The organism is Paenibacillus sp. FSL R10-2199, assembly GCF_038000235.1.
Lineage (GTDB): Bacteria > Bacillota > Bacilli > Paenibacillales > Paenibacillaceae > Paenibacillus_AQ > Paenibacillus_AQ phytohabitans.
This window is the reverse complement of sequence record NZ_JBBOBO010000002.1, coordinates 253,750-274,534: the sequence shown is the minus strand read 5'-3', so window position 1 is coordinate 274,534 and position 20,785 is coordinate 253,750. Positions and strand designations below refer to the sequence as shown.

General features: G+C 53.5%; 15 protein-coding genes and 1 riboswitch. Of the genes, 12 read left to right on the top strand and 3 right to left on the bottom strand.

What is annotated here, in order from left to right; translation table 11 throughout:
- The first annotated feature begins 114 nt into the window (after positions 1-114).
- From icd to NYE33_RS29305, 4 genes are all read left to right on the top strand, one after another.
- Entirely contained in the window at positions 115-1,410 is a 1,296-nt protein-coding gene (gene icd, locus NYE33_RS29320; RefSeq protein ID WP_341068913.1) for an NADP-dependent isocitrate dehydrogenase, read from the top strand.
- A 165-nt stretch (positions 1,411-1,575) separates the two neighbouring features.
- Positions 1,576-2,517, top strand: coding sequence for a malate dehydrogenase (mdh, locus tag NYE33_RS29315; RefSeq protein WP_039307689.1), 942 nt, complete (start codon positions 1,576-1,578; stop codon positions 2,515-2,517).
- Between the two features lie 95 nt (positions 2,518-2,612).
- A complete protein-coding gene (locus NYE33_RS29310; RefSeq protein ID WP_039307717.1) occupies positions 2,613-3,038 on the top strand; it encodes a hypothetical protein in 426 nt (141 codons plus the stop codon).
- Between the two features lie 378 nt (positions 3,039-3,416).
- Positions 3,417-3,644, top strand: a complete 228-nt coding sequence (locus NYE33_RS29305; protein WP_156118580.1) for a hypothetical protein — start codon at positions 3,417-3,419, stop codon at positions 3,642-3,644.
- Positions 3,645-3,648: 4 nt separating this feature from the next.
- On the opposite strand, the gene NYE33_RS29300 is transcribed toward NYE33_RS29305, so the two are convergent.
- The gene (locus NYE33_RS29300) at positions 3,649-4,803 is read right to left on the bottom strand and encodes an amidohydrolase family protein (protein ID WP_341068912.1); all 1,155 of its coding nucleotides are present in this window, start codon (positions 4,801-4,803) and stop codon (positions 3,649-3,651) included.
- A gap of 105 nt (positions 4,804-4,908) precedes the next feature.
- Positions 4,909-5,337, bottom strand: coding sequence for an NUDIX hydrolase (locus tag NYE33_RS29295; RefSeq protein ID WP_171718639.1), 429 nt, complete (start codon positions 5,335-5,337; stop codon positions 4,909-4,911).
- 209 nt (positions 5,338-5,546) lie between these two features.
- On the opposite strand from NYE33_RS29295, the gene NYE33_RS29290 reads away from it, so the two are divergent.
- The 5 genes from NYE33_RS29290 to thiH all read left to right on the top strand — a co-directional run bounded on the left by NYE33_RS29290 (position 5,547) and on the right by thiH (position 9,695).
- Positions 5,547-6,419 carry an SDR family oxidoreductase gene (locus NYE33_RS29290; protein WP_042234663.1) on the top strand — a complete coding sequence of 291 codons (873 nt, stop codon included), beginning with the start codon at positions 5,547-5,549 and terminating at the stop codon, positions 6,417-6,419.
- 194 nt (positions 6,420-6,613) lie between these two features.
- A riboswitch (TPP riboswitch) is annotated at positions 6,614-6,716 on the top strand.
- A 113-nt stretch (positions 6,717-6,829) separates the two neighbouring features.
- Entirely contained in the window at positions 6,830-7,504 is a 675-nt protein-coding gene (locus tag NYE33_RS29285; protein WP_341068911.1) for a thiamine phosphate synthase, read from the top strand.
- Positions 7,488-7,691, top strand: a complete 204-nt coding sequence (gene thiS / locus NYE33_RS29280; protein WP_076242751.1) for a sulfur carrier protein ThiS — start codon at positions 7,488-7,490, stop codon at positions 7,689-7,691. Before NYE33_RS29285 ends, thiS begins: the two co-directional genes overlap by 17 nt.
- Before the next feature lie 86 nt (positions 7,692-7,777).
- Positions 7,778-8,542, top strand: coding sequence for a thiazole synthase (locus tag NYE33_RS29275; protein ID WP_042135433.1), 765 nt, complete (start codon positions 7,778-7,780; stop codon positions 8,540-8,542).
- 31 nt (positions 8,543-8,573) lie between these two features.
- Positions 8,574-9,695 carry a 2-iminoacetate synthase ThiH gene (gene thiH, locus NYE33_RS29270; RefSeq protein ID WP_341068910.1) on the top strand — a complete coding sequence of 374 codons (1,122 nt, stop codon included), beginning with the start codon at positions 8,574-8,576 and terminating at the stop codon, positions 9,693-9,695.
- Positions 9,696-9,793: 98 nt separating this feature from the next.
- On the opposite strand, the gene yfbR is transcribed toward thiH, so the two are convergent.
- A complete protein-coding gene (gene yfbR, locus NYE33_RS29265; RefSeq protein ID WP_076242753.1) occupies positions 9,794-10,420 on the bottom strand; it encodes a 5'-deoxynucleotidase in 627 nt (208 codons plus the stop codon).
- A gap of 104 nt (positions 10,421-10,524) precedes the next feature.
- On the opposite strand from yfbR, the gene NYE33_RS29260 reads away from it, so the two are divergent.
- The 3 genes from NYE33_RS29260 to NYE33_RS29250 all read left to right on the top strand — a co-directional run bounded on the left by NYE33_RS29260 (position 10,525) and on the right by NYE33_RS29250 (position 19,607).
- On the top strand, positions 10,525-12,228 hold the full coding sequence (locus NYE33_RS29260) for a fumarate hydratase (RefSeq protein WP_340947169.1): 1,704 nt from the start codon (positions 10,525-10,527) through the stop codon (positions 12,226-12,228).
- Between the two features lie 398 nt (positions 12,229-12,626).
- The gene (locus tag NYE33_RS29255; RefSeq protein WP_341068908.1) at positions 12,627-15,656 is read left to right on the top strand and encodes a carbohydrate binding domain-containing protein; all 3,030 of its coding nucleotides are present in this window, start codon (positions 12,627-12,629) and stop codon (positions 15,654-15,656) included.
- 87 nt (positions 15,657-15,743) lie between these two features.
- Positions 15,744-19,607, top strand: coding sequence for a carbohydrate binding domain-containing protein (locus NYE33_RS29250; RefSeq protein ID WP_341068906.1), 3,864 nt, complete (start codon positions 15,744-15,746; stop codon positions 19,605-19,607).
- The last annotated feature ends 1,178 nt before the right edge of the window (positions 19,608-20,785 follow it).

Sequence of the window (20,785 nt, the reverse complement as noted above, 5' to 3'; positions counted from 1 at the left end):
AAGGCGGCCCCTTGCGGGCCGCTCCACCCCTTTAGTACAATGAACTATAATATATGCAGCAACTGCTTATTGATTATTGCTTGTACATCATACTTTTAGGAGGAATTCCCACTAATGTTGAAACTGGAAAAGTACGATCTGCCCACAGAAGGCGAACAAATTACAATCGAAGACGGCAAGCTGCTGGTTCCGGATCAGCCGATCATCCCTTTTATCGAGGGTGACGGTACAGGCCGTGACATTTGGAAAGCCTCCAAGCGGGTGCTGGATGCGGCTGTAGAGAAAGCTTACGGCGGCACGAAGCAGATTGCCTGGTACGAAGTTTTTGCCGGCGAGAAAGCCTTCAATACATATGGTGAATGGCTGCCGAATGACACACTGGAAGCAATCCGCGAGTATATTGTAGCCATCAAAGGCCCGCTGACAACTCCGATCGGAGGCGGTATCCGCTCTCTGAATGTGGCGCTGCGCCAGGAGCTGGACCTGTATGTATGTCTGCGTCCGGTACGTTATTTCGATGGTGTTCCTTCACCAGTGAAGCATCCGGAGCTGGTGGATATGGTTATTTTCCGTGAGAATACTGAAGATATCTATGCCGGGATTGAATATCAGGAAGGTTCCCCTGAAGTGAAGAAGGTTATCGAGTTCCTGCAGAAGGAAATGGGCGTGAACAAGATTCGCTTCCCGGAAACTTCCGGTATCGGCATTAAGCCTGTATCCGAGGAAGGCTCAAAGCGCCTGGTGCGTTCTGCGGTTGAGTATGCCATCAAGCACGGACGCAAGAGCGTAACGCTGGTACACAAAGGCAATATCATGAAATTCACCGAAGGTGCATTTAAGAACTGGGGCTACGAAGTGGCTGAACAGGAGTTCGGCGACAAGGTCTTCACCTGGAACCAATATGATGTCATCAAGGAACGTGATGGTGAAGCTGCAGCAAATGCTGCCCAGAAGGAAGCCGAAGCAGCCGGCAAAGTTATTGTCAAGGACGCTATCGCCGACATTGCTCTGCAGCAGGTATTGACCCGTCCGACCGATTTCGATGTCATCGCGACGCTGAACCTGAACGGGGATTACCTCTCCGACGCACTGGCTGCCCAGATCGGCGGCATCGGTATCGCTCCGGGAGCGAACATTAACTATATTACTGGACATGCTATTTTTGAAGCTACTCATGGTACAGCACCTAAATATGCGGATAAGGACGTTGTGAATCCGGGTTCGGTTATTCTCTCCGGCGTTATGCTGCTTGAGCATCTGGGCTGGCAGGAAGCGGCTGACCTGATCTATAAGGGAATGAGCACCGCGATTAACAATAAGACGGTTACTTATGACTTTGCCCGCCAGATGGAAGGCGCTACAGAGCTGAAATGCTCCGCCTTTGCTGACGAGATTATCAGCAATCTATAAGCAGGCTAACTGGTATATAACAAGTATAAGCTGCACATACGTGCAGCTTATACTTATGCTTGTGCATCTGCCAGCCCATTCAACATCATTGGTTCATGCTCCGGGGCAGTCTTGCGAAGTGAAATGAACGAAGTGTATGCTATCCAACCCTTAGGAGGTCTTCCCGTGGCCATCAAACGTTATAAAATCACTGTCGTAGGTGCCGGATTCACCGGTGCGACTACGGCGCTTATGCTTGCCCAGAAGGAGCTTGGCAATGTAGTGCTGCTCGATATTCCCCAACTGGAGAATCCGACCAAAGGTAAAGCGCTTGATATGCTGGAAGCCGGACCTGTGCAGAAATTCGATGCCCAGATCACCGGAACTTCAAGCTACGAAGATGCAGCCGATTCCGACATCGTCATTATTACGGCAGGGATTGCACGCAAGCCCGGCATGAGCCGTGATGATCTGGTCAATACCAATGCGGGCATCGTCAAGTCGGTCTGCGAGAACGTGAAACGGGTAGCCCCCGAATCTATCGTGATCATTCTGAGCAATCCGGTCGATGCCATGACTTATGTGGCTTACAATGCACTCGGCTTTCCGAAGAATCGCGTAATCGGACAATCCGGCGTACTCGATACAGCACGTTACTGTACATTCATCGCCCAGGAGCTTAATGTTTCGGTTGAAGATGTACGCGGTTTCGTACTGGGCGGTCATGGGGATGATATGGTTCCGCTTGTGCGTTATTCCAGTGTTGGCGGTATTCCGATCGACACGCTCATCCCTGCGGAACGCATTGCTGAGATTGTGCAGCGTACCCGTGTCGGCGGCGGTGAAATCGTCAGCCTGCTGGGTAACGGCAGCGCTTATTATGCACCCGCCGCGTCACTGGTTCAGATGACGGAAGCAATCCTCAAGGACAAGAAACGGATTATTCCTGTAATTGCCCTGCTTGAAGGTGAATATGGTTACGATAATTTATTCATGGGTATTCCGGCGCTCCTCGGTGCGGATGGCATCGAGAAGATTTTCGAGCTGGAGCTTACGGCAGAAGAGAAGGCAGCTCTGGATAAATCAGCCGATTCTGTCCGTGCAGTCACTTCAGCAGTAACTGTGTAAATAACGTTAGCGGGCGGCTGCTGAAGCCCCTTTTTGCTGGCAGAGATTGGGCTTTGCTGCTATTTAATCCTACAATGTAATCGGAGGAGATTGATATGGACCGTATTTTCTTTTTCCTGCATATGATCGGCACGCTGGCGCTTGGCTTCTATCTGGTATTGCCGTTTATTCTGAGCGGGACGGCGAAGCTGTCCGCCCCGGCGAAGGAAGGTACCTTGAGCGCCATCGGCGGCTTCAACCGCTTTGCCCAGTATGGACTAGTTATCCAGCTGTTGACCGGAGGCTATATGATGACCAAGGGTGACTATTCTGTCGCCTGGATGATCGTTGTTGTTGTGCTGCTCCTGGCGATGTTTGCGCTTGGCGGCATCATGAGCAGACCCCTGCGCCTGGCTGCGGCCGGAATGCGGGAGAACCGTGATGTCTCTGCCGAAACCGCCAAGATCCGGACCATGAGCCTGCTGCTGATGGTCGTGCTGGTTATCATGATCTTTTTCATGGTGTACCGTCGCCTTATTTAAACCTGGCTCCTGATTTATAGGGAGGAACGCGAGTATCAAAGGCTCTGGCAGCTTAGGCTGCCAGGGCCTTTTGTTGTGTAAGACACTGAAGCAGATCCGTTTGAAGGACGATGTGTTCTTGCAACGGGAACTCCGCTGAAGCTCCGGAAGCTGGGCCAAATGAGGGGATAATGTATGCGAAAAATCGAACACAATGAGCTTCCGAGAAGGTGATCGAGCCGAATGTATGCGAAAAACCGAACACAATGTGCCTCCGAGAAGGTAACCGGGACGAATGTATGCGAAAAATCGAACACAAGGTGCCTCCGCGGAGGTAACCGTGCTGAATGTATGCGAAAAATCGAATACAATCAGCTTCCGGGGAGGTGATCAAGCCGAATGTATGCGAAAAATCGAACAGAATGTGCCTCCATGGAGGTAACAGGGCCAAATGTAGTTGACGGATGCGCAGAAGGCGGTGCTGGAGGTAACGGCGGCGAACAAGATTATTGCGTTGAAGGCAGTGGCGGATCAGTTGTAGATAGGACTGCCGGGAACCATACAGGGCACTATAAATTGAAAAAGGCCGCTTTCCTTGGGAAAGCGGTCTTAAATCAAACAATATAACCCCCTATTTCGATACGACCCTGCCGTCCATCATCACAAATCTGACTTTCCGGAGATTGTCTATATCCGTAAGCGGGTTGCCCTCTATCACAAACAGATCTGCCTTTTTGCCCGTCTCAATCGTGCCAATCTCTTCCGCCAGATTGCATATCTTTGCACCGGTTGAAGTGGCGGCTGTGATAATCTGCATCGGGGTGAGACCCGCCTCGCCCAATAAACGAATTTCTTCCCATGGCATTCCCAGCCTGTACCACGGGCTTTCTTCTTCGATGAAATCATCCCCGAGGCCAATTTCTCCGCCTGCCTGAACGAATCTCCGGACATTATCCAGTCCTTGTTCTAACAGAGGGGCGCCGAATTTGTCCTGAAACATCTTCAGTACAGTGAGTGTGGGGACGATCCGGATACTGGAGGCTGTCATTTGCTGGATCAGGTCATCGTCCAGCCGGTCGTAAATCATATGCGCAGCATCGTTAATCCCCGCATTCACCAGAATCTGAAGGTTGCGTGCACTGGTTACATGAGCTGACACATAAGCCCCCATCCTCCGGGCTTCCCTGCAGATGCTCTCCAGAAGCTCCTGATTCAGCTGTGGCAGTCCGATTGTACTGGAATCGTAACCGTCTTCAAGCGCTGTTTTGATACAATGTATCCCTTGTTCTAATACCTCGCGGACCTTCAATCTGGCTTCATCCGCACTTCCAACTCCGATAGGGGCCTGCCCGCCATACCCGCCGGGAGCCGTGAAGACTTTGCCGGTTGTGATTATTCGGGGAAAAGATCCGCGGTCCAGTGCTTGTGTGTGTGCCGTCACATCGTCAAGCGTTGCGGCTGTAGTCATCCCCTCGTCACGGATCGTGGTTATTCCTTCTGAGAGACAGGCGGCTAAATATTCCTTATGGTACCCGTGAAGAGGCTCGTTCTGTATGAATTTGAAGCTGGTGTGTGCATGGGTATGAATAAATCCCGGCAGGACCACAATCCCCTCAAGATCTATCTCCGTTACTGAGTCATGCTCCAGCCCGCTGCTCCCTTGCCCGGCAACCATGCCGAACCGGCCATTAACAATTTCAATGCTTGCATTGTGCAGCGGCTGGCGCCCCGTTCCGTCGATTAACGTCGCGTTAGTCAATCGTATAATCTCATTTTCATTTCCCATTGCAGATAGTGAACCCTCCAGTGAAGATGGTTGTCTTCCAAGAAAAAGTATAGGATATAAAAATGTCCGGATATATATAATATTCTTGTAGAAACCGTTCATTACTTACCGTAACAACCCTTCCAGCTCAAAAATGCCGTGCTCCTGAAAGTCAGCGATAATCTGCGGTGACAGCAGGGCGTTCATTTCGCTCACGGTGCACCAGCGGTAATCGGTATGCTCTTCCGAGAGCTGGATTTCGCCACGGGCTGCGCGGCATAAATAGGTGATAATCACTACCTGTCTCGCAGGGTCTGTGAGCAGGGTTACCGCGTAAAGGATACGTTCTGTCGTAACCGCCAGTCCGGTTTCCTCGAGAATTTCTCTTTCCAGTGCAGCCTCCAGACTTTCACCGAATTCGATTTTGCCTCCGGCACATTCCCAGCTTCCGGCACCTGCAGAATCGGCGGCAGCCCGCTTGACGAGGAGGATTCTGCCTTGATACAGGATGACACCTTTGACGGCAACGATGATGGTTTTTGATTTTTTGGACATGAGGATAACTCTCCTTCTGCAGGCTCTATAATGGACCGGGGAACGCGTTGGACTGAAGATTTTCTGTTTGGCCGGCTTCCCTATGTGGTAAGTAAAATAACGTAAAGCGATTTTTGCTAGGCAAGTATGATGCATAAACACCAGACTTTTAGCCAACCTAACATGATTAGTAAAAACAGTATAACGGTACAGCGAAAGGAGAATGGATTATGCCAGACACCAGCAAACAACCCGTCAAAACCCTGCCTCCGCAGGTACAGGACCAGCAGCCCGGAATTGAAAGCGAGATGAACCCGCTTCCGGAGTTTGAAACCTCAGCTTACAAGGCAGCAGGCAAGCTGCTGGGCAAGGCCGCACTCATTACCGGAGGGGACAGTGGAATCGGGCGTGCGGTTGCCGTTCATTTTGCCAAAGAAGGCGCAGATGTGGTGATATCCTATCTGAATGAGCATGAAGATGCGGAAGAAACCAAACGCCAGGTGGAGCAGGAGGGTCGGAAGTGTATTCTGATCTCCGGTGATATCGGGGTCGAGGCCTTCTGCCAGGATCTGATTAATAAAACCATTGAGGGACTCGGCAAGCTGGACATCCTGATCAACAATGCGGCAGAGCAGCATCCGCAGGATAAGATTGAGGACATTACCGCCGAGCAGCTGGAGCGGACGTTCCGGACGAATATATTCTCCATGTTCTATCTGACCAAGGCAGCGATGCCCCATCTCAAAAAAGGCTCCACGATCATCAACACTACGTCTATCACGGCGTACCGCGGCAGCCCGCAGCTGCTGGACTATTCGTCCACCAAAGGAGCAATTCTCAGCTTCACCCGCTCCCTGTCGATGAATCTCGCAGACAAAGGCATCCGCGTGAATGCGGTAGCACCGGGCCCGATCTGGACGCCGCTGATTCCGTCTACGTTTGACGCGAAGAAGGTCAGTGAATTCGGCGGCACCCAGCCGATGAAGCGTCCGGGACAGCCCGAGGAGCTGGCACCGGCCTATGTGTATCTGGCTTCTGACGATTCCTCTTATGTAAGCGGTCAGGTCATGCATGTGAACGGCGGCGAGATCGTTAACGGCTGACCATTGGCACTGCTATGTAAGCCGGATCAGTTTATACTGGTTTAAAGAATCAAACGTTCAACAGATGAAAAGTCAGCCGGAAGGCTGGCTTTTTTGCCGCTTCATCCGCTTGGAGCAAATGATTGAATCTATTAAAGAATAGCTCTTACAGGAATAATATGCTAATATACAAACTGCAAGAACAATAGAATATGAACGATCACTAGGGGTGCCGCAAGGCTGAGACGAACATATCTGTTCGGACCCTTTGAACCTGATCTGGTTTATACCAGCGTAGGGAAGTGGAGAATGAATAATGCAGCGGGGGTAACGGCTTACCCGGTATTCCTGCTTATATTCCGGACTGCTTCCTGATACAGGGGGCGGTCTTTTTGTATTTTCCGGAATGCCGTATAGAAGGGAAGGTGAAGGTGTTGAAAGAACTCCATTTGATCTCGGACGGGAGGCTGAATCAGGAGCAGTTTGCCGGACTGGCTGCTGCTGTACATACCACGGTGGATTATATCCATCTCCGGGAAAAAGCCCTGTCCGCACAGGAGCTTCTGGCTGCCGCTGAGCGGTTGCTCCAAGCAGGGGTTCCTCCCTCTAAGCTGGTCATTAATGACCGGATTGATGTGGCTCTGGCAGCAGGGGCAGCCGGCGTCCAATTGGCTTGGCACAGCCTGCCGCCTGCCAAGGCGCACGGCATTGCCCCGGGCCTGCGGCTGGGCAGGTCGGTGCATTCCCCGGAGGAAGCGGCACGCGCCGGACAGCAGGGAGCGGACTTTTGTCTGTATGGACATGTATTCCCCACGGTCTGCAAGCCCGGACAGCAGGAACGGGGCCTGGAGCAGCTGGAAGTGGCCGTCCGCTCCAGCAGTATACCGCTGATTGCTATCGGAGGCATCACACCGGGCAATACCGGAATCGTTCTGTCGAAGGGGGCTGCCGGAATAGCCGTAATGTCCGGGATATGCGGAGCGATGGACCCTGCTGGCGCCGCTCAGGCCTATAGATCATCCGTTCAGGCCGCAGCGTATGCTGAAGTCCTGAATGACTCCCCATACCGGGCAAAGGAGGTGAACTGGAATGAATTTGACCGTTAACGGACGCAGAGGAAGGTATGAAGAGAGCTGCCGGACGCTGGCTGATCTTCTGGCCCGGCCTGAGTGGACCGGGAAGCTGGTTATTGTGGAGCTGAATGGTGAGCTTGCCGGCAGAGAGGTTTATGAAGATACATTGCTGAATGAAGGTGACCGAGTTGAGCTGGTTCATTTTGTCGGCGGAGGCTAGGTAACTGGTAACTGTGCGTGCGGCAGATGCAAGAATGCAATAAGCAATTAAAATAAAGGCAACGACTTATCACAGGAGGCGATATGATGCAGGATCCTTTGATTATTGGAGGAGTTACTTTAACGAGCAGACTGTTCATCGGGACCGGAAAATACAGCCGCAACACTCTTATTCCCGAAGTGATCGCCCGCTCGGGTTCACAGGTCATTACGGTTGCCCTGCGCCGGGTAGATCCGGAGAGCAAGGACAATATTATCAGCCATATTCCTTCCCACATGACGCTGCTGCCCAATACCTCCGGTGCGCGCACCGCAGAGGAAGCGGTACGCATTGCCCGGCTGGCAAGGTCAGCGGGTCTGGGAGACTGGGTGAAGATTGAGGTTATCAATGATCAGAAATATCTTCTGCCTGATAATACCGAGACGATCCGAGCCACGGAAATCCTAGCTGCGGAGGGTTTCGTAGTTCTGCCCTACATGAGTCCTGATCTGTCAGCCGCACTCCGGCTGAAGGCGGCCGGAGCTGCAGCCGTCATGCCGCTGGGAGCGCCAATCGGCTCTAACCGCGGGCTGCAGACCAAGGAGCTGATCCGGATTCTGATATCAGAAACGGGTCTGCCCATCATCGTGGATGCCGGTATTGGCAGACCCTCCGAGGCTGCTGAGGCGATGGAAATGGGCGCAGCCGCTGTGCTGCTGAATACGGCAATTGCCACCGCCCGGGACCCGCAGCTGATGGCGGAGGCATTCCGCGAAGCGGTGTCGGCGGGGCGGAAGGCCTATCTGGCCGGGCTGGGGCCGGTGGAAGAGACAGCCGCAGCTTCTTCGCCGCTGACCGGATTTCTGGCATGACTGATGCTGTTTATGAAGAGGGAGGAAGGACATGAGCTTTTATGATAGGCTGACCCGGCTGGACAAGCTTCCCTACGAGGGGGTATGGAAGCAGTATACTGCGCTTGATGTGAAGCGGGCGCTTCGTCTGGAGCAGCTGGACGAGGACGGGCTGATGGCTTTGCTGTCACCGGCAGCGGAGCCTTACCTCGAAGAGATGGCGCAGAAAGCCCATAGATTGACACGTGCTCAATTCGGTCATGTGATGCAGCTGTTTACACCGATGTATCTGGCTGATTTCTGCGTCAACCATTGTACCTACTGCAGCTTTAGCTCTATCTATGATTTTCCGCGCAAAAAACTGACACTGGAGGAGGTCCGGCGGGAAGCGGAGACGATCGCAGCCACAGGGCTGCGCCACATTCTGATTCTGACCGGAGAATCCCGGAATGAAAGTCCGGTCAGTTATCTGAAAGACTGCGTGGAGGTGCTCCGAGGCTATTTCTCTTCAGTCAGCATTGAAGTGAATCCGCTCACTACCGAAGAATACGCTGACCTCAGACAGGCAGGAGTAGACGGTCTGACGCTGTATCAGGAGGTCTATCATCAGGAGACTTACCGCCAGCTGCATGTGAAGGGTCCCAAGCGGGTGTACCGCAACCGACTGGATGCGCCTGAGCGTGGCTGCCTGGCCGGATTCCGCTCGGTAAATATCGGAGCCCTGCTGGGAATGTACGAATGGCGTCAGGAGGCCCTCGCGACTGCACTGCACGCCAGGTACTTACAGGACAAGTATCCGGAGTGCGAAATCGGTTTGTCCATTCCCCGTTTTCGGCCGTACCTGGGGGAATTTAATCCTGCGAGTGATGTAACCGACCGTGCGCTGGTGCAGATTATCCTGGCCTACCGCCTGTTTCTGCCGCGTTCCGGTATTTCACTGTCCACGCGGGAGCCGGCAGCCCTGCGCGATCATCTGGTCCATCTCGGCATCACCAGGATGTCTGCAGGGGTATCCACTGAAGTAGGCGGACATTCTCTGGAAGGCGGCACCCCGCAGTTTGAAATCTCAGACAACCGCAGCGTGCAGGAGATTAAGGAGATGCTCGAGGCAAAAGGGCTGCAGCCGGTGTTCAAGGACTGGGACAGCCTGGATGAGCCGTTAGCCATGCCTTAACTTGATACAAATAACCCGCCGTGAGGCGGGTTATTTGCATTGCAGGGCTAAACGGACGGTGCGATGCTGCATTCTTCAAGAGGCCGCAAGGTTTCCGGCTAGTCGGCTGGCTTCTCAGGACTCATACTTGAAGACAGCTCGTCCAGCGACAGCTCGAAGCCCGGAGCCATATGGGTAAGGAAATACTCCATCTCCGGCAGGGCGAGCCCGTGCAGCTTCGCAGCCGTCTGCTCCCGGGCGGCCGCGAATTCGCGGTTGCCTGCGGCGGTTTCCCAGACGCATTTCAGATAGGCGTCGAGCACATCCGCCGCCTTGACGTAGCGGAGCAGTCCGGCATCCTCGGAGCCGGGCGGGCTGTCCTGCGGCTGCAGGAGCGGCGCATAGACTGCGCTCAGCTCCGGCGGGATCATCGCCGCGAGGCGCTCAGCGGCGACCCGCTCCATCTCGCGGAAGCTGGACAGCAGCAGCGGGTTGTTATGCTTCACCGGCGTGGCGATGTCGCCGGTGAATACCTCGGTGGCGTCGTGGAACAACGCCATTGTGGATGCGCGGTCGGCGTTCAGCGACCGGCCGAAGTGGACATTGCCGATGGTGCACAGCATGTGCGCCAGCAGGGCCACCTGGAACGAATGCTGCGCCACGTTCTCCGGGGCGGTGCTGCGCATGAGGCTCCAGCGCTGGATATATTGCAGCCGGTAGAGATAGGCAGAGAAATGGTAGTTCAATTTTTAAGTAACCCCTTTCATGAGCGGCTTAATATGATATGATAATAACTAATTGTAACAGAGTTAGGGCAGCTTGAAACAGATGGAGAGGAGACTGAATGAAGATGCAGCATTTTGAAGACAGCATTTATAATCTGATCGTAGAGACCTCCACGAATTTGCCGGGTGATGTACGCCGGGCGGTCGCCAAAGGGCGTGCGCTGGAAGACAAGGCGACCCGCTCCGGACTGGCACTGACCACGATTGCCCAGAATATCGGCATGGCTGAGCTCCAGGTATCGCCGATCTGCCAGGATACAGGGATGCCGACTTTTATAATTCATACGCCGGTAGGCGTGAATCAGATAGAGATGAAGAAGGATATTCATAGCGCGATAATCCGGGCGACGAAGAACGGCAAGCTGCGGCCCAATTCCGTAGATTCCCTTACAGGCGAGAACAGCGGGGACAATCTGGGTGCAGGCACGCCGGTGATTCATTTCGAGCAGTGGGAAGAGGAAGGCATTGATGTAAGGCTCATTCTGAAGGGCGGCGGCTGCGAGAATAAGAATATTCAGTATAGTCTCCCGGCAGAGCTGGAGGGTCTGGGCAAAGCCGGACGTGATCTTGACGGCATCCGCAAATGTATTCTTCATTCGGTCTATCAGGCGCAGGGCCAGGGGTGCAGTGCAGGCTTCATTGGCGTAGGCATCGGCGGTGACCGTACAACGGGCTATGAGCTGGCCAAGAAGCAGCTGTTCCGCAAGGTCGAGGATGTGAATCCCACCCAAGATCTGGGCAAGCTGGAAGATTACATTATGGAGAATGCCAACAAGCTCGGGATCGGAACGATGGGCTTCGGCGGTGAAGTTACGCTGCTGGGCTGCAAAATCGGAGTGATGAACCGGCTGCCGGCGAGCTTCTTTGTCTCGGTGGCATATAATTGCTGGGCCTTCCGCCGTCAGGGGATACTGGTAAATCCGGCAACCGGGGACATTAAGGAATGGCTCTATGAGAGCGGCACAGGCATTTCTGTAGAAGGGGAAGAAGCCTTAGTGCAAGTAACTGAACCGGTAGCTGTCTCTGCTGCTGACGGCATTTCGCAGGGCATGATTCCAGAGGATGCAACGATTCCTGCGGCTCCGGCCATCTTGTCAGGAACTGGGGAAGCTGCTTCTGATGCTGCTATCCCGGGTAACGGCAAGGTAATCGAACCTGCTGCCGCAGGCTCCGCCGTATCGGGTGGTTCGCGCGAAATCCGCCTGACCACGCCGATCAGCGAGGAGGATATCCGCAGCCTGCGCGTTGGTGATGTAGTTATTCTCTCCGGCGAGATGCACACCGGCCGCGATGCCCTGCACAAATATCTGATGGATCACGACGCTCCCGTCGACTTGAACGGTGCTGTCATCTATCACTGTGGTCCGGTTATGCTGAAGGATGATGAGGGCTGGCATGTGAAGGCTGCCGGTCCGACCACCAGCATCCGCGAGGAGCCTTATCAAGGCGATATCATTAAGAAATTCGGCATCCGTGCAGTAATCGGCAAAGGCGGGATGGGCCCGAAAACGTTGAAGGCATTAGGCGAACACGGCGGCGTCTATCTCAACGCTATTGGCGGTGCAGCCCAGTATTATGCGGAATGCATCAAGAAGGTTAACGCGGTTGATTTCATGGAGTTCGGAATTCCGGAGGCCATGTGGCATCTGCAGGTAGACGGATTCGCCGCTATCGTCACCATGGATGCGCATGGCAACAGCCTGCATGCCGATGTGGAGAAGGATTCCGCGGCCAAGCTGGCCCAGTTCCGGGAGCCGGTATTTAAATAAACAGCTTAGCAATCTCCCTGTGACAGTGATTTGTTGGATGATATGAATAAAATAGTATATTTATTCAGTGATAGTGAGACCTCTTTCTGTTTGATGAAAGGGGTCTTTTTGCGGTGCGCCTCTAAATGAAATCGAAACCGGTGCCTGTCCGCGGAGGTGCATGCTGCCGGATGATGCTAAACGGGGGATTTTCTGCGTATTGCAGAATCGTTATCCTATATGGGATACGGGTTCTAAGGAAGATCAATTTATATGTCTTGACAGCGCATACAAGTCCATGTTAATTTTTAGTGGGGAAACCGGTTTCCCTGAAGTGAGTAAGATGAGGCTGTAGACGGTAGCTTGTTCTTTTTGGCAGAAAGTGTTGTGCATACGCATTTATGAGAGGGAGATGAAGAATGAAACGTAAACATTGGCTTATCCCCGTCCTTATCACATCCATGGTTCTTTCGATCACGATGAATTTATTTGTTCTGCCTCCAGTTAAGGCTGAAGCGGCCAGTATCGGTACGGTTACAGAGAATGACACGATTTATCAGATTATGGTTGACCGTTTCAATGACGGAGACTCCTCCAATAATGCAACAGGAGCCGCCATCCGCTATGGAGAGACCTCTGAAGAGGATTTCCGTTATATGAAGGGTGGAGACTGGCAGGGAGTTATCAATAAGCTCCCCTATATTCATAATATGGGCTATACGGCGATCTGGATCTCTCCGGTTGCCGAGCCGCAGATGACCAACCGCGAGAATAACGGGACAGGGAAGAACACAGCCTACCACGGCTACAATGTCAAAGATCCCAATGCGGCCAATCCTTATTTCGGTACAAAAGAGAAGCTGAAGGAGCTGGTAGATTCAGCGCATGCGCTCGGAATCAAGGTCATCATCGACGTTGTTCCGAACCATATCGGCGATTATATGCTGGGAACCCAGGCTTATTATGATATCCCGGCGTTGCAGCCGGTTGCCCCTTTCAATAATCCGGCCTGGTATCACCATAACGGGGATATCAACTGGTCGCTGGCAGACGGACGATATGATCAGTGGGCCCAGGATTATTTGGAGAATCACGATCTGGGCGGACTGGATGATATCGACTTCGATGTTCCTGCCGCCAAGCAGGCCATCTTCAGCTCGATTAAAGGCTGGTTTGATTATACAGGTGCAGATGGTGCCCGCGTTGATGCCGCCAAGCTGATGAAGCCGACGGATATCGGGGAGCTGCAGACGCTGCTGGGTGTGAACACCTTCGGAGAGAATTTTGACGGCAATGCCGAATTTGTCTCCCGCTGGGTTGGCAGCAGCAAGGAATGGGGGATGCTTGATTTCCCGCTGTTCTTCTCCGTGCTGAATAGCTTTGCTTACGGCCAATCCTTCGATTCCAATATTAAGAGTACACTGGCTCTCGATTCCTATTACAACGGCAATGCGAATCATATGGTTACCTTCATTGATAATCATGACCGCAACCGCTTCCTGACAGAGGCCGGAGGCAGTGTTGAGAAGCTGCAGAATGCCTTGTCCTTCATCTTCACTGTGCGCGGAACCCCGGTGGTGTTCCAGGGTACAGAACAGAATAAAGGCAACGGGAACGGCCAGATTATGACTGGCGGTATTGCTGATACGTGGAACCGCTGGTCTATGGTGAAGCGTGATGCAAGCGGCAACGTGGTGGAGAATTATTTCAATGAGAACGCCAGCACCTACAAGCATGTAGCCAAGCTTAACGAAATCCGCAAAAATAATCCTGCGCTGCGCACCGGCACCCAGCGTGAAATGTGGTCTGCCCAGAACCTGTACGCGTTCTCCCGCCGGATTGACAGCGGGACCAATGTGGGACAGGAAGTCATCTCCGCATTCAGTAACGCTTCGGGCGGATCGCAGACCGTTACGATTCCGCTGCGCGCCGAAAGTACTCTGACTGTGGGGACAGTACTGATTAACCAGTTGAATACCTCAGACACGGTAACCGTACAATCCGGCGGGGCAACCGGGAAGCAAATTACAGTCACACTCAGTGCGAACTCCGCCAAAATCTACTCCAAGACGCAGCCAATAGTTGATACCCAGGCGCCGTCTGTTCCGGCGAATGTAACAGCCACTGTGCAGAATGCCTCCAGTGCGCTTGTGACCTGGACGGCTTCCACCGATTATGTCGGGGTTACAGGTTACGAGATTTACCGCAATGGGGTCAAGATTGGGACCTCGGCAACTACCTCTTACACAGACAACGGCTTATCTGGCAGTACGAACTACTCGTATACGATAAAAGCGTATGACGCCGCCGCCAACCTCTCGGCATTCAGCGCGGCTGCACTGATCGTCACGCCTGCCGGAAATAGTGTGACGATCTATTACAAGCAGGGCTACACCACACCTTACATCCACTACCGCCCGGCTGCGGGAACCTGGACGACATCGCCGGGCGTAGCAATTCCTGCGGCTGAAGTGGCAGGTTACAACAAAATCACCATCAACATCGGTGCGGCCACCCAGCTGGAGGCCTGCTTCAATAACGGCAGCGGCACCTGGGACAGCAACGGCGGCAGCAATTATCTATTCGGTACCGGCACTTGGACGTATACTGGGGCCGGGAATATTCAGGCGGGCGGACCCGTTGCGCCGTCATCGATGCCAACGGCAACACCAACGGTGACGCCGACACCGACCGCGACACCAACGCCAACCGCAACACCAACAGCTACACCAACAGCTACACCGACCGCGACACCGACAGTGGCACCTACCGCTACGCCAACAGCCACACCGACCGCGACACCAACGGTTACGCCGACAGCAACTCCGGTGCCAACCGCCACTCCGGTAGGGAATACAGCGACGATCTACTACAAGAATACGGCCTATACCAACTCCTATATCCATTACAAGCTGGATGGGGCAAGCACCTGGACGACCTCGCCGGGCGTGCAGATGCAGGCATCCGCATTCAGCGGCTACAAAGCGATTACCATCGAGCTCGGAACCGCAACCGGACTTACTGCAGCGTTCAATAACGGCAGCGGAACCTGGGACAGCAATGGCGGCAGCAATTATCACTTTGGCGCAGGCAGCTCAAGCCTTGTGGGGGGAAGTCTTACCGCCGGAGAACCTCAGGCGGACAGCGTGACCTTCCGGGTCACTGTTCCGGCCACCACTCCAGCGAGCGGGCCTGTCTATCTGACCGGGTCGTTCAACAGCTGGAACGCGGCTGACCCCGCATATCTGCTGACCAAGGGCAGTGACGGAGTCTATTCCATCACCCTGAGCCTTCCGGCAGGAACAGCAGTGACGTATAAGCTGACGCGCGGCAGCTGGGCTACGGTAGAGACCGCATCCGGCGGAGCAGATATTGCGAACCGTGCGCTCACACCGGCGGGCGGCGCACAGACCGTCACGCTGACCGTGCAGCGCTGGAAGGATCAATAGGGAATGACAGGGGGCAAAGGATGAATTCCGGCGCCCCCGTTCTTTTGAATAAGCTGATGTGGTTGAAGAGAGAGGAGCTGGTTGCTGATGAAGAAATCCAGGTATTGGCGCAAAATCACAGCCCTGCTGCTGGGCATGCTTCTGATTGTTCCGGCAACAGTCACCAATGTCTCGGCAGATATTGCCGCTACGCATGTGTACCATAACCATATGCCGAATTTCTGGGCGTACTATGATTTGAACTCCTATAACGCTGCCCCGGCAGGAAGTCCGATCCGCTATACGTATGATGGTGAAGTCATCCAGTTGAAGCAGAACCCTCCTGCGGGATATACCTATTATTTGCCGAACGGTTCCCCGATGCCGCATGATGATCTGGTCTCCTATTATTCACATCACGCGAAGACAGGAGCCTATCTAACCTGGCCCTGGAGCGTGGCTAACACGCTGCACAGCAATTATCCCCAGGCGCAGATGCATGTTACAATGTCCGGCTCGGTTGTAAATAACGTGAACAGTATTATTCAGCAGGGTAATGTAAGCGGATACAATAATCCGGCTTGGGGTACTCCCTGGAAGAACGCCGTCGATCAGCTCAAAACAACAAACGGCAGCAATATGCTCGATCTGATCCATTTCTCCGGGCATCACTCTATGGGTCCGCTGGTCGGCAACGACTATTTGCTCAAGGATATGATCTATCATGGAGCCACATTGGCTCAGCCTTATTTTCTCGGAAGCAGCTACAAGTCCTCTAAGGGATTTTTCCCGACAGAGCTGGGTTTCTCTGAACGGATAATTCCCGTCCTGCAAAAGCTCGGCATTCAGTGGTCCGTAATCGGCAACAACCATTTCTCCCGTACGCTTAAGGACTATCCGCTGCTGAACAGTCCCGGCACGGATACGATGGTCTCACCGCCCAACCGCAGTGATCTGCAGAATGTCAGCACCGTAGGCTCCTGGGTGAATGAACCGATGTTCAACGAACAGCAGGTTGTCTATAACAAGTATCCTTTTGCCTCTACAGCCCATTGGGTCCGTTATGTGGACCCGGCAACCGGGGCAGAATCCAAAGTGGTCGGCGTTCCGGTTGCACAGGCGCAGTCATGGGAAGAAGGGTATCTGGGTCAGGTAAAAGCAGATGTGCTTAAGCCGTATGAGAATCTGGTCGCGCAGAAGCAGATTTTTGTGGTCGCGCATGACGGGGATAATTCTTCGGGCCGGGCAGGTTCCGAGGAGACCTGGCGCAATGCCGGGAATGTGACCTATGCCAGCAGCGGTGTTACCGGTATGGGAATTGACGAGTATCTGCGCAATAATACACCAGCCGCCTCCGATGTAGTCCATGTTCAGGACGGCTCATGGATTGATACCCGGGATTCCTCCTCCGATCCGACCTGGTACCACTGGCATCTGCCGTTCGGCATCTGGAAAGGCCAGTTTGCCAGCTTCAATCAGGTGAACGGCACCTCTTATGCGCCGAAGAAGAATCTGTCCGGTGTCGAAGAAGGCATGACCGTATCCTTCGAGAAGGGGTACCACTATCTGGAGCGTAACTTCGCCCTGCTGCAGGCTTCCCTGAATTATGCCAAGACAGCCGAGCAGATCTGGCTGGATGAGCATCCGAATTACTGGAAGCCGGTCAATCCGATTGACCGCGAGGTGACTTACGAGGGCAATCAGCTTAACCCTTGGATGATCTCCTATCCGGTCAAAGGGAACACCGCAAGCGATTATGCCGGCGGCGCCAATCCGGCTGAATTAGCCTGGTATTTCCTGCTCCCGGCGATGGACTCCGGCTTCGGGTATTACGATGAGAATGTGGATGACAGCGTGAAGCCGGCACTGTCCTTCAATCAATCGCTGTATTTCTCCAAGCCTTATGTTACGCAAAAGCTGGCCAAAGACAAAACCGGCCCCTCCGTATGGTGGCCGCAGCGTTACCCGTACAATCCGGGCAGCGCGAATGTCAGCAAGGCGGAGGGCTGGACGCTGCAGCATTTCAATAATGTGTTCTCCATTTATACCTACGCCTTCGACACCAGCGGTATCAGCGATATCAAGGTGAAGGTCCGGGCACACCGCGACAAGACGGCAGATGCTGCGGACAATACTTTTAAGGTCTATGACCCGGCGGGTCTGGCCGCAGCAGGAATATCCAATATTGACCCTGCCAAGGTTGGTGCCTGGACGGAATACCCGATGACGGTCCGCGACCTCAGCACCGATATCAACGGGGTCGACTGGCAGCCAAGCAGCAAGGCCATCATGCAGAAGGTTCCGGCTACGGACATCGGCAATCTGTATTTCAGTTATATCTCGGATTATCGTGACCAGCTGGTGGACTACTATATTGAAGCCACAGACGCTAAGGGTAATGTAACGAAAAGCGATATCCAGCAGGTCTATGTCGGAGCCGGCAAATACACATTGGCAAACGGAAAATATACCGAGAGCATGCAGGGAACCGTTGAGGGAACGCATCCGTTTATTACCGATGTGCCTGCAGTTCCGGACACGGAAGCCCCGTCTGTGCCGGCTAATCTTCAGGCAGCTGTGGTCAATGCCTCCTCGGCCTTGCTGACATGGAATGCAGCTACCGATAATATCCGTGTGACAGGGTACGAGGTCTACCGCGATGGCATTAAGATAGGTACATCACCGTCTGCTTCTTATACAGACAGCGGCTTGTCCTCCTCTACGACATATGAATACAAGGTCAAAGCGTATGACGCTTCGGGCAATCTGTCCGGACTGAGTGCAGCAGCAGTGGCCACAACTCCGGCGGGGAATAATGTGACGATCTATTACAAGAAGGGCTACACCACACCGTACATTCACTACCGTCCGGCTGCGGGCACCTGGACGACGGCGCCGGGCGTAGCGATTCCTGCGGCTGAAGTGGCAGGTTATAACAAAATCACGATCAATATCGGCTCCGCCACCCAGCTGGAAGCCTGCTTCAATAACGGCAGCGGTACCTGGGACAGTAACGGCGGCAGCAATTATCTGTTCGGCACCGGCACCTGGACCTATACCCCTACCGGGCAAATCCAGGCGGGCGCTCCGGCTGTTCCGACGGCCACGCCGACCGCGACGCCGACAGTGGCGCCAACGGCCACGCCGACAGTTGTGCCAACGGCTACGCCGACAGTGGCGCCAACGGCTACGCCTACAGCGGTGCCAACGGCTACGCCGACAGTGGCGCCAACGGCTACGCCGACAGTGGCACCGACGGCTACGCCTACAGCGGCACCGACGGCTACGCCTACAGCGGCACCGACGGCTACGCCGACAGCGGTACCGACGGCTACGCCGACTACGACTCCGGTGCCAACCGCCACGCCGGTGGGCAATACGGCCACGATCTATTACAAGAATTCAGCCTACAGCAATTCGTATATTCATTACAAGCTGGATGGGGCGACGGTCTGGACCACCTCGCCGGGCGTGCAGATGCAGGCATCCGCATTTAGCGGTTACAAGGCGATTACCATCCAGCTCGGAACTGCAACAGGCCTTACTGCAGCTTTTAATAACGGCAGCGGAACCTGGGATAATAACGGCGGCAGCAATTATCACTTTAATGTTGGCAGCTCGAGTCTGACCGGCGGAAGTCTTAGCACCGGAGAGCCGCAGGCAGACAGCATAACCTTCAGGGTGACCGTTCCGGGTTCTACACCAGCATCCGGGCCAGTCTATCTAACGGGGTCTTTCAACAGGTGGAATGCAGCAGATCCGGCGTACTTGCTGACTAAAGGCAGCGATGGTATATACTCCATCACCGTGAGCCTTCCGGCAGGAACAGCAGTGACGTATAAGCTGACGCGCGGTAGCTGGGCTTCGGTAGAGACAGCATCCGGCGGGGCGGATATTGCGAACAGGTCGCTAACTCCGGCGGGCGGTGCACAGACCGTCACGCTGACCGTTCAGCGCTGGAAGGATCAGTAATGGACGCATTCCGTGCTTACACCAAAAGTTGGTTCATCTATTAGAAACGGATATGATCTATCCTAATTACACTTTAGTTAACAACTCCACAAGTTGCCAGTAATCGCTGGTGGGATTAGCGCAATAATTCATTTCTCTCTTCACACCTGATTAGTTACCGGCAGAATTGAGACTCTGAAGAAGCTCTGCAGGCATAATTGTTGTACGTTTTACAACTTTGATCCCTAGATATCTGGATGTGCGGAAGGATTGTTGTACGAAATACAACAATCCTCCCGTTAAACCTCTTGTAAAAGAGAAAATGCTGCATTTGGTACAACAATTTTGAATTTGGGCCAATATAATGAAGAAAATGTTGTATTTTATGCAGGATTTTATAAAAACCTTTCTGGTCTGAGCTACAATAAGCGGTTGCATCGGTATTTGTTGCTGATTAATAACAGTTAAAGGAAGAATATTGATCTATAGACTATAATGTGTGTTAAAAGAATCGCTCCTTTTAAATGGTGTGTGGTCCAGCCATTTAAAAGGGGCGATTTCTTGTCTTCTATTATTTTATGGGGGGATTAAGGATTGGAGGGTTGATGGTTGATGGTTGAGGATTGGAGGATTGGAGGGTTGGAGGGTTGGAGGGTTGGAGGGTTGGAGGGTTGGAGGGTTGGAGGGTTGGAGGGTTAAGGGTTGAGGGTTGAGGGTTGAGGGTTGAGGGTTGAGGTGTTGAGGTGTTGAGGTGTTGAGGTGTTGAGGTGTTGAGGCTGAAGCATTCAAGGGTCTACAGGTTTGCCGTAACTTCCCCCTCTTAAACAGCGGAGCGGACGGACTGATTGTGGAGAAGCGATAGCGTTCGCCTTTGTTCACGGATTTTCACCGCTAAGGAGAATAAATAAAATCCGGGAACAACAGCGATCGGAACAACGGTCCGTTTGCGGAGCGTCCACAGCAAGTTCTAACGTTGCTCCTACTCCGATCGGAGGAGCGTCCACAGCGAGTTCTAACGTTGCTCCTACTCCGATCAGAACAACGGTCCGTTTGCGGAGCGTCCATCCAAGTGCTAAAGCAGCTTTTACTCCAAGACTATAATATCTGTTCATGCAACCCATTTTACACTCCGTTGATAATCGCCGCCGGATCTGGTATTTTGCCGAAAATGGAGGTAGGATGTTCACAAGGACACAATG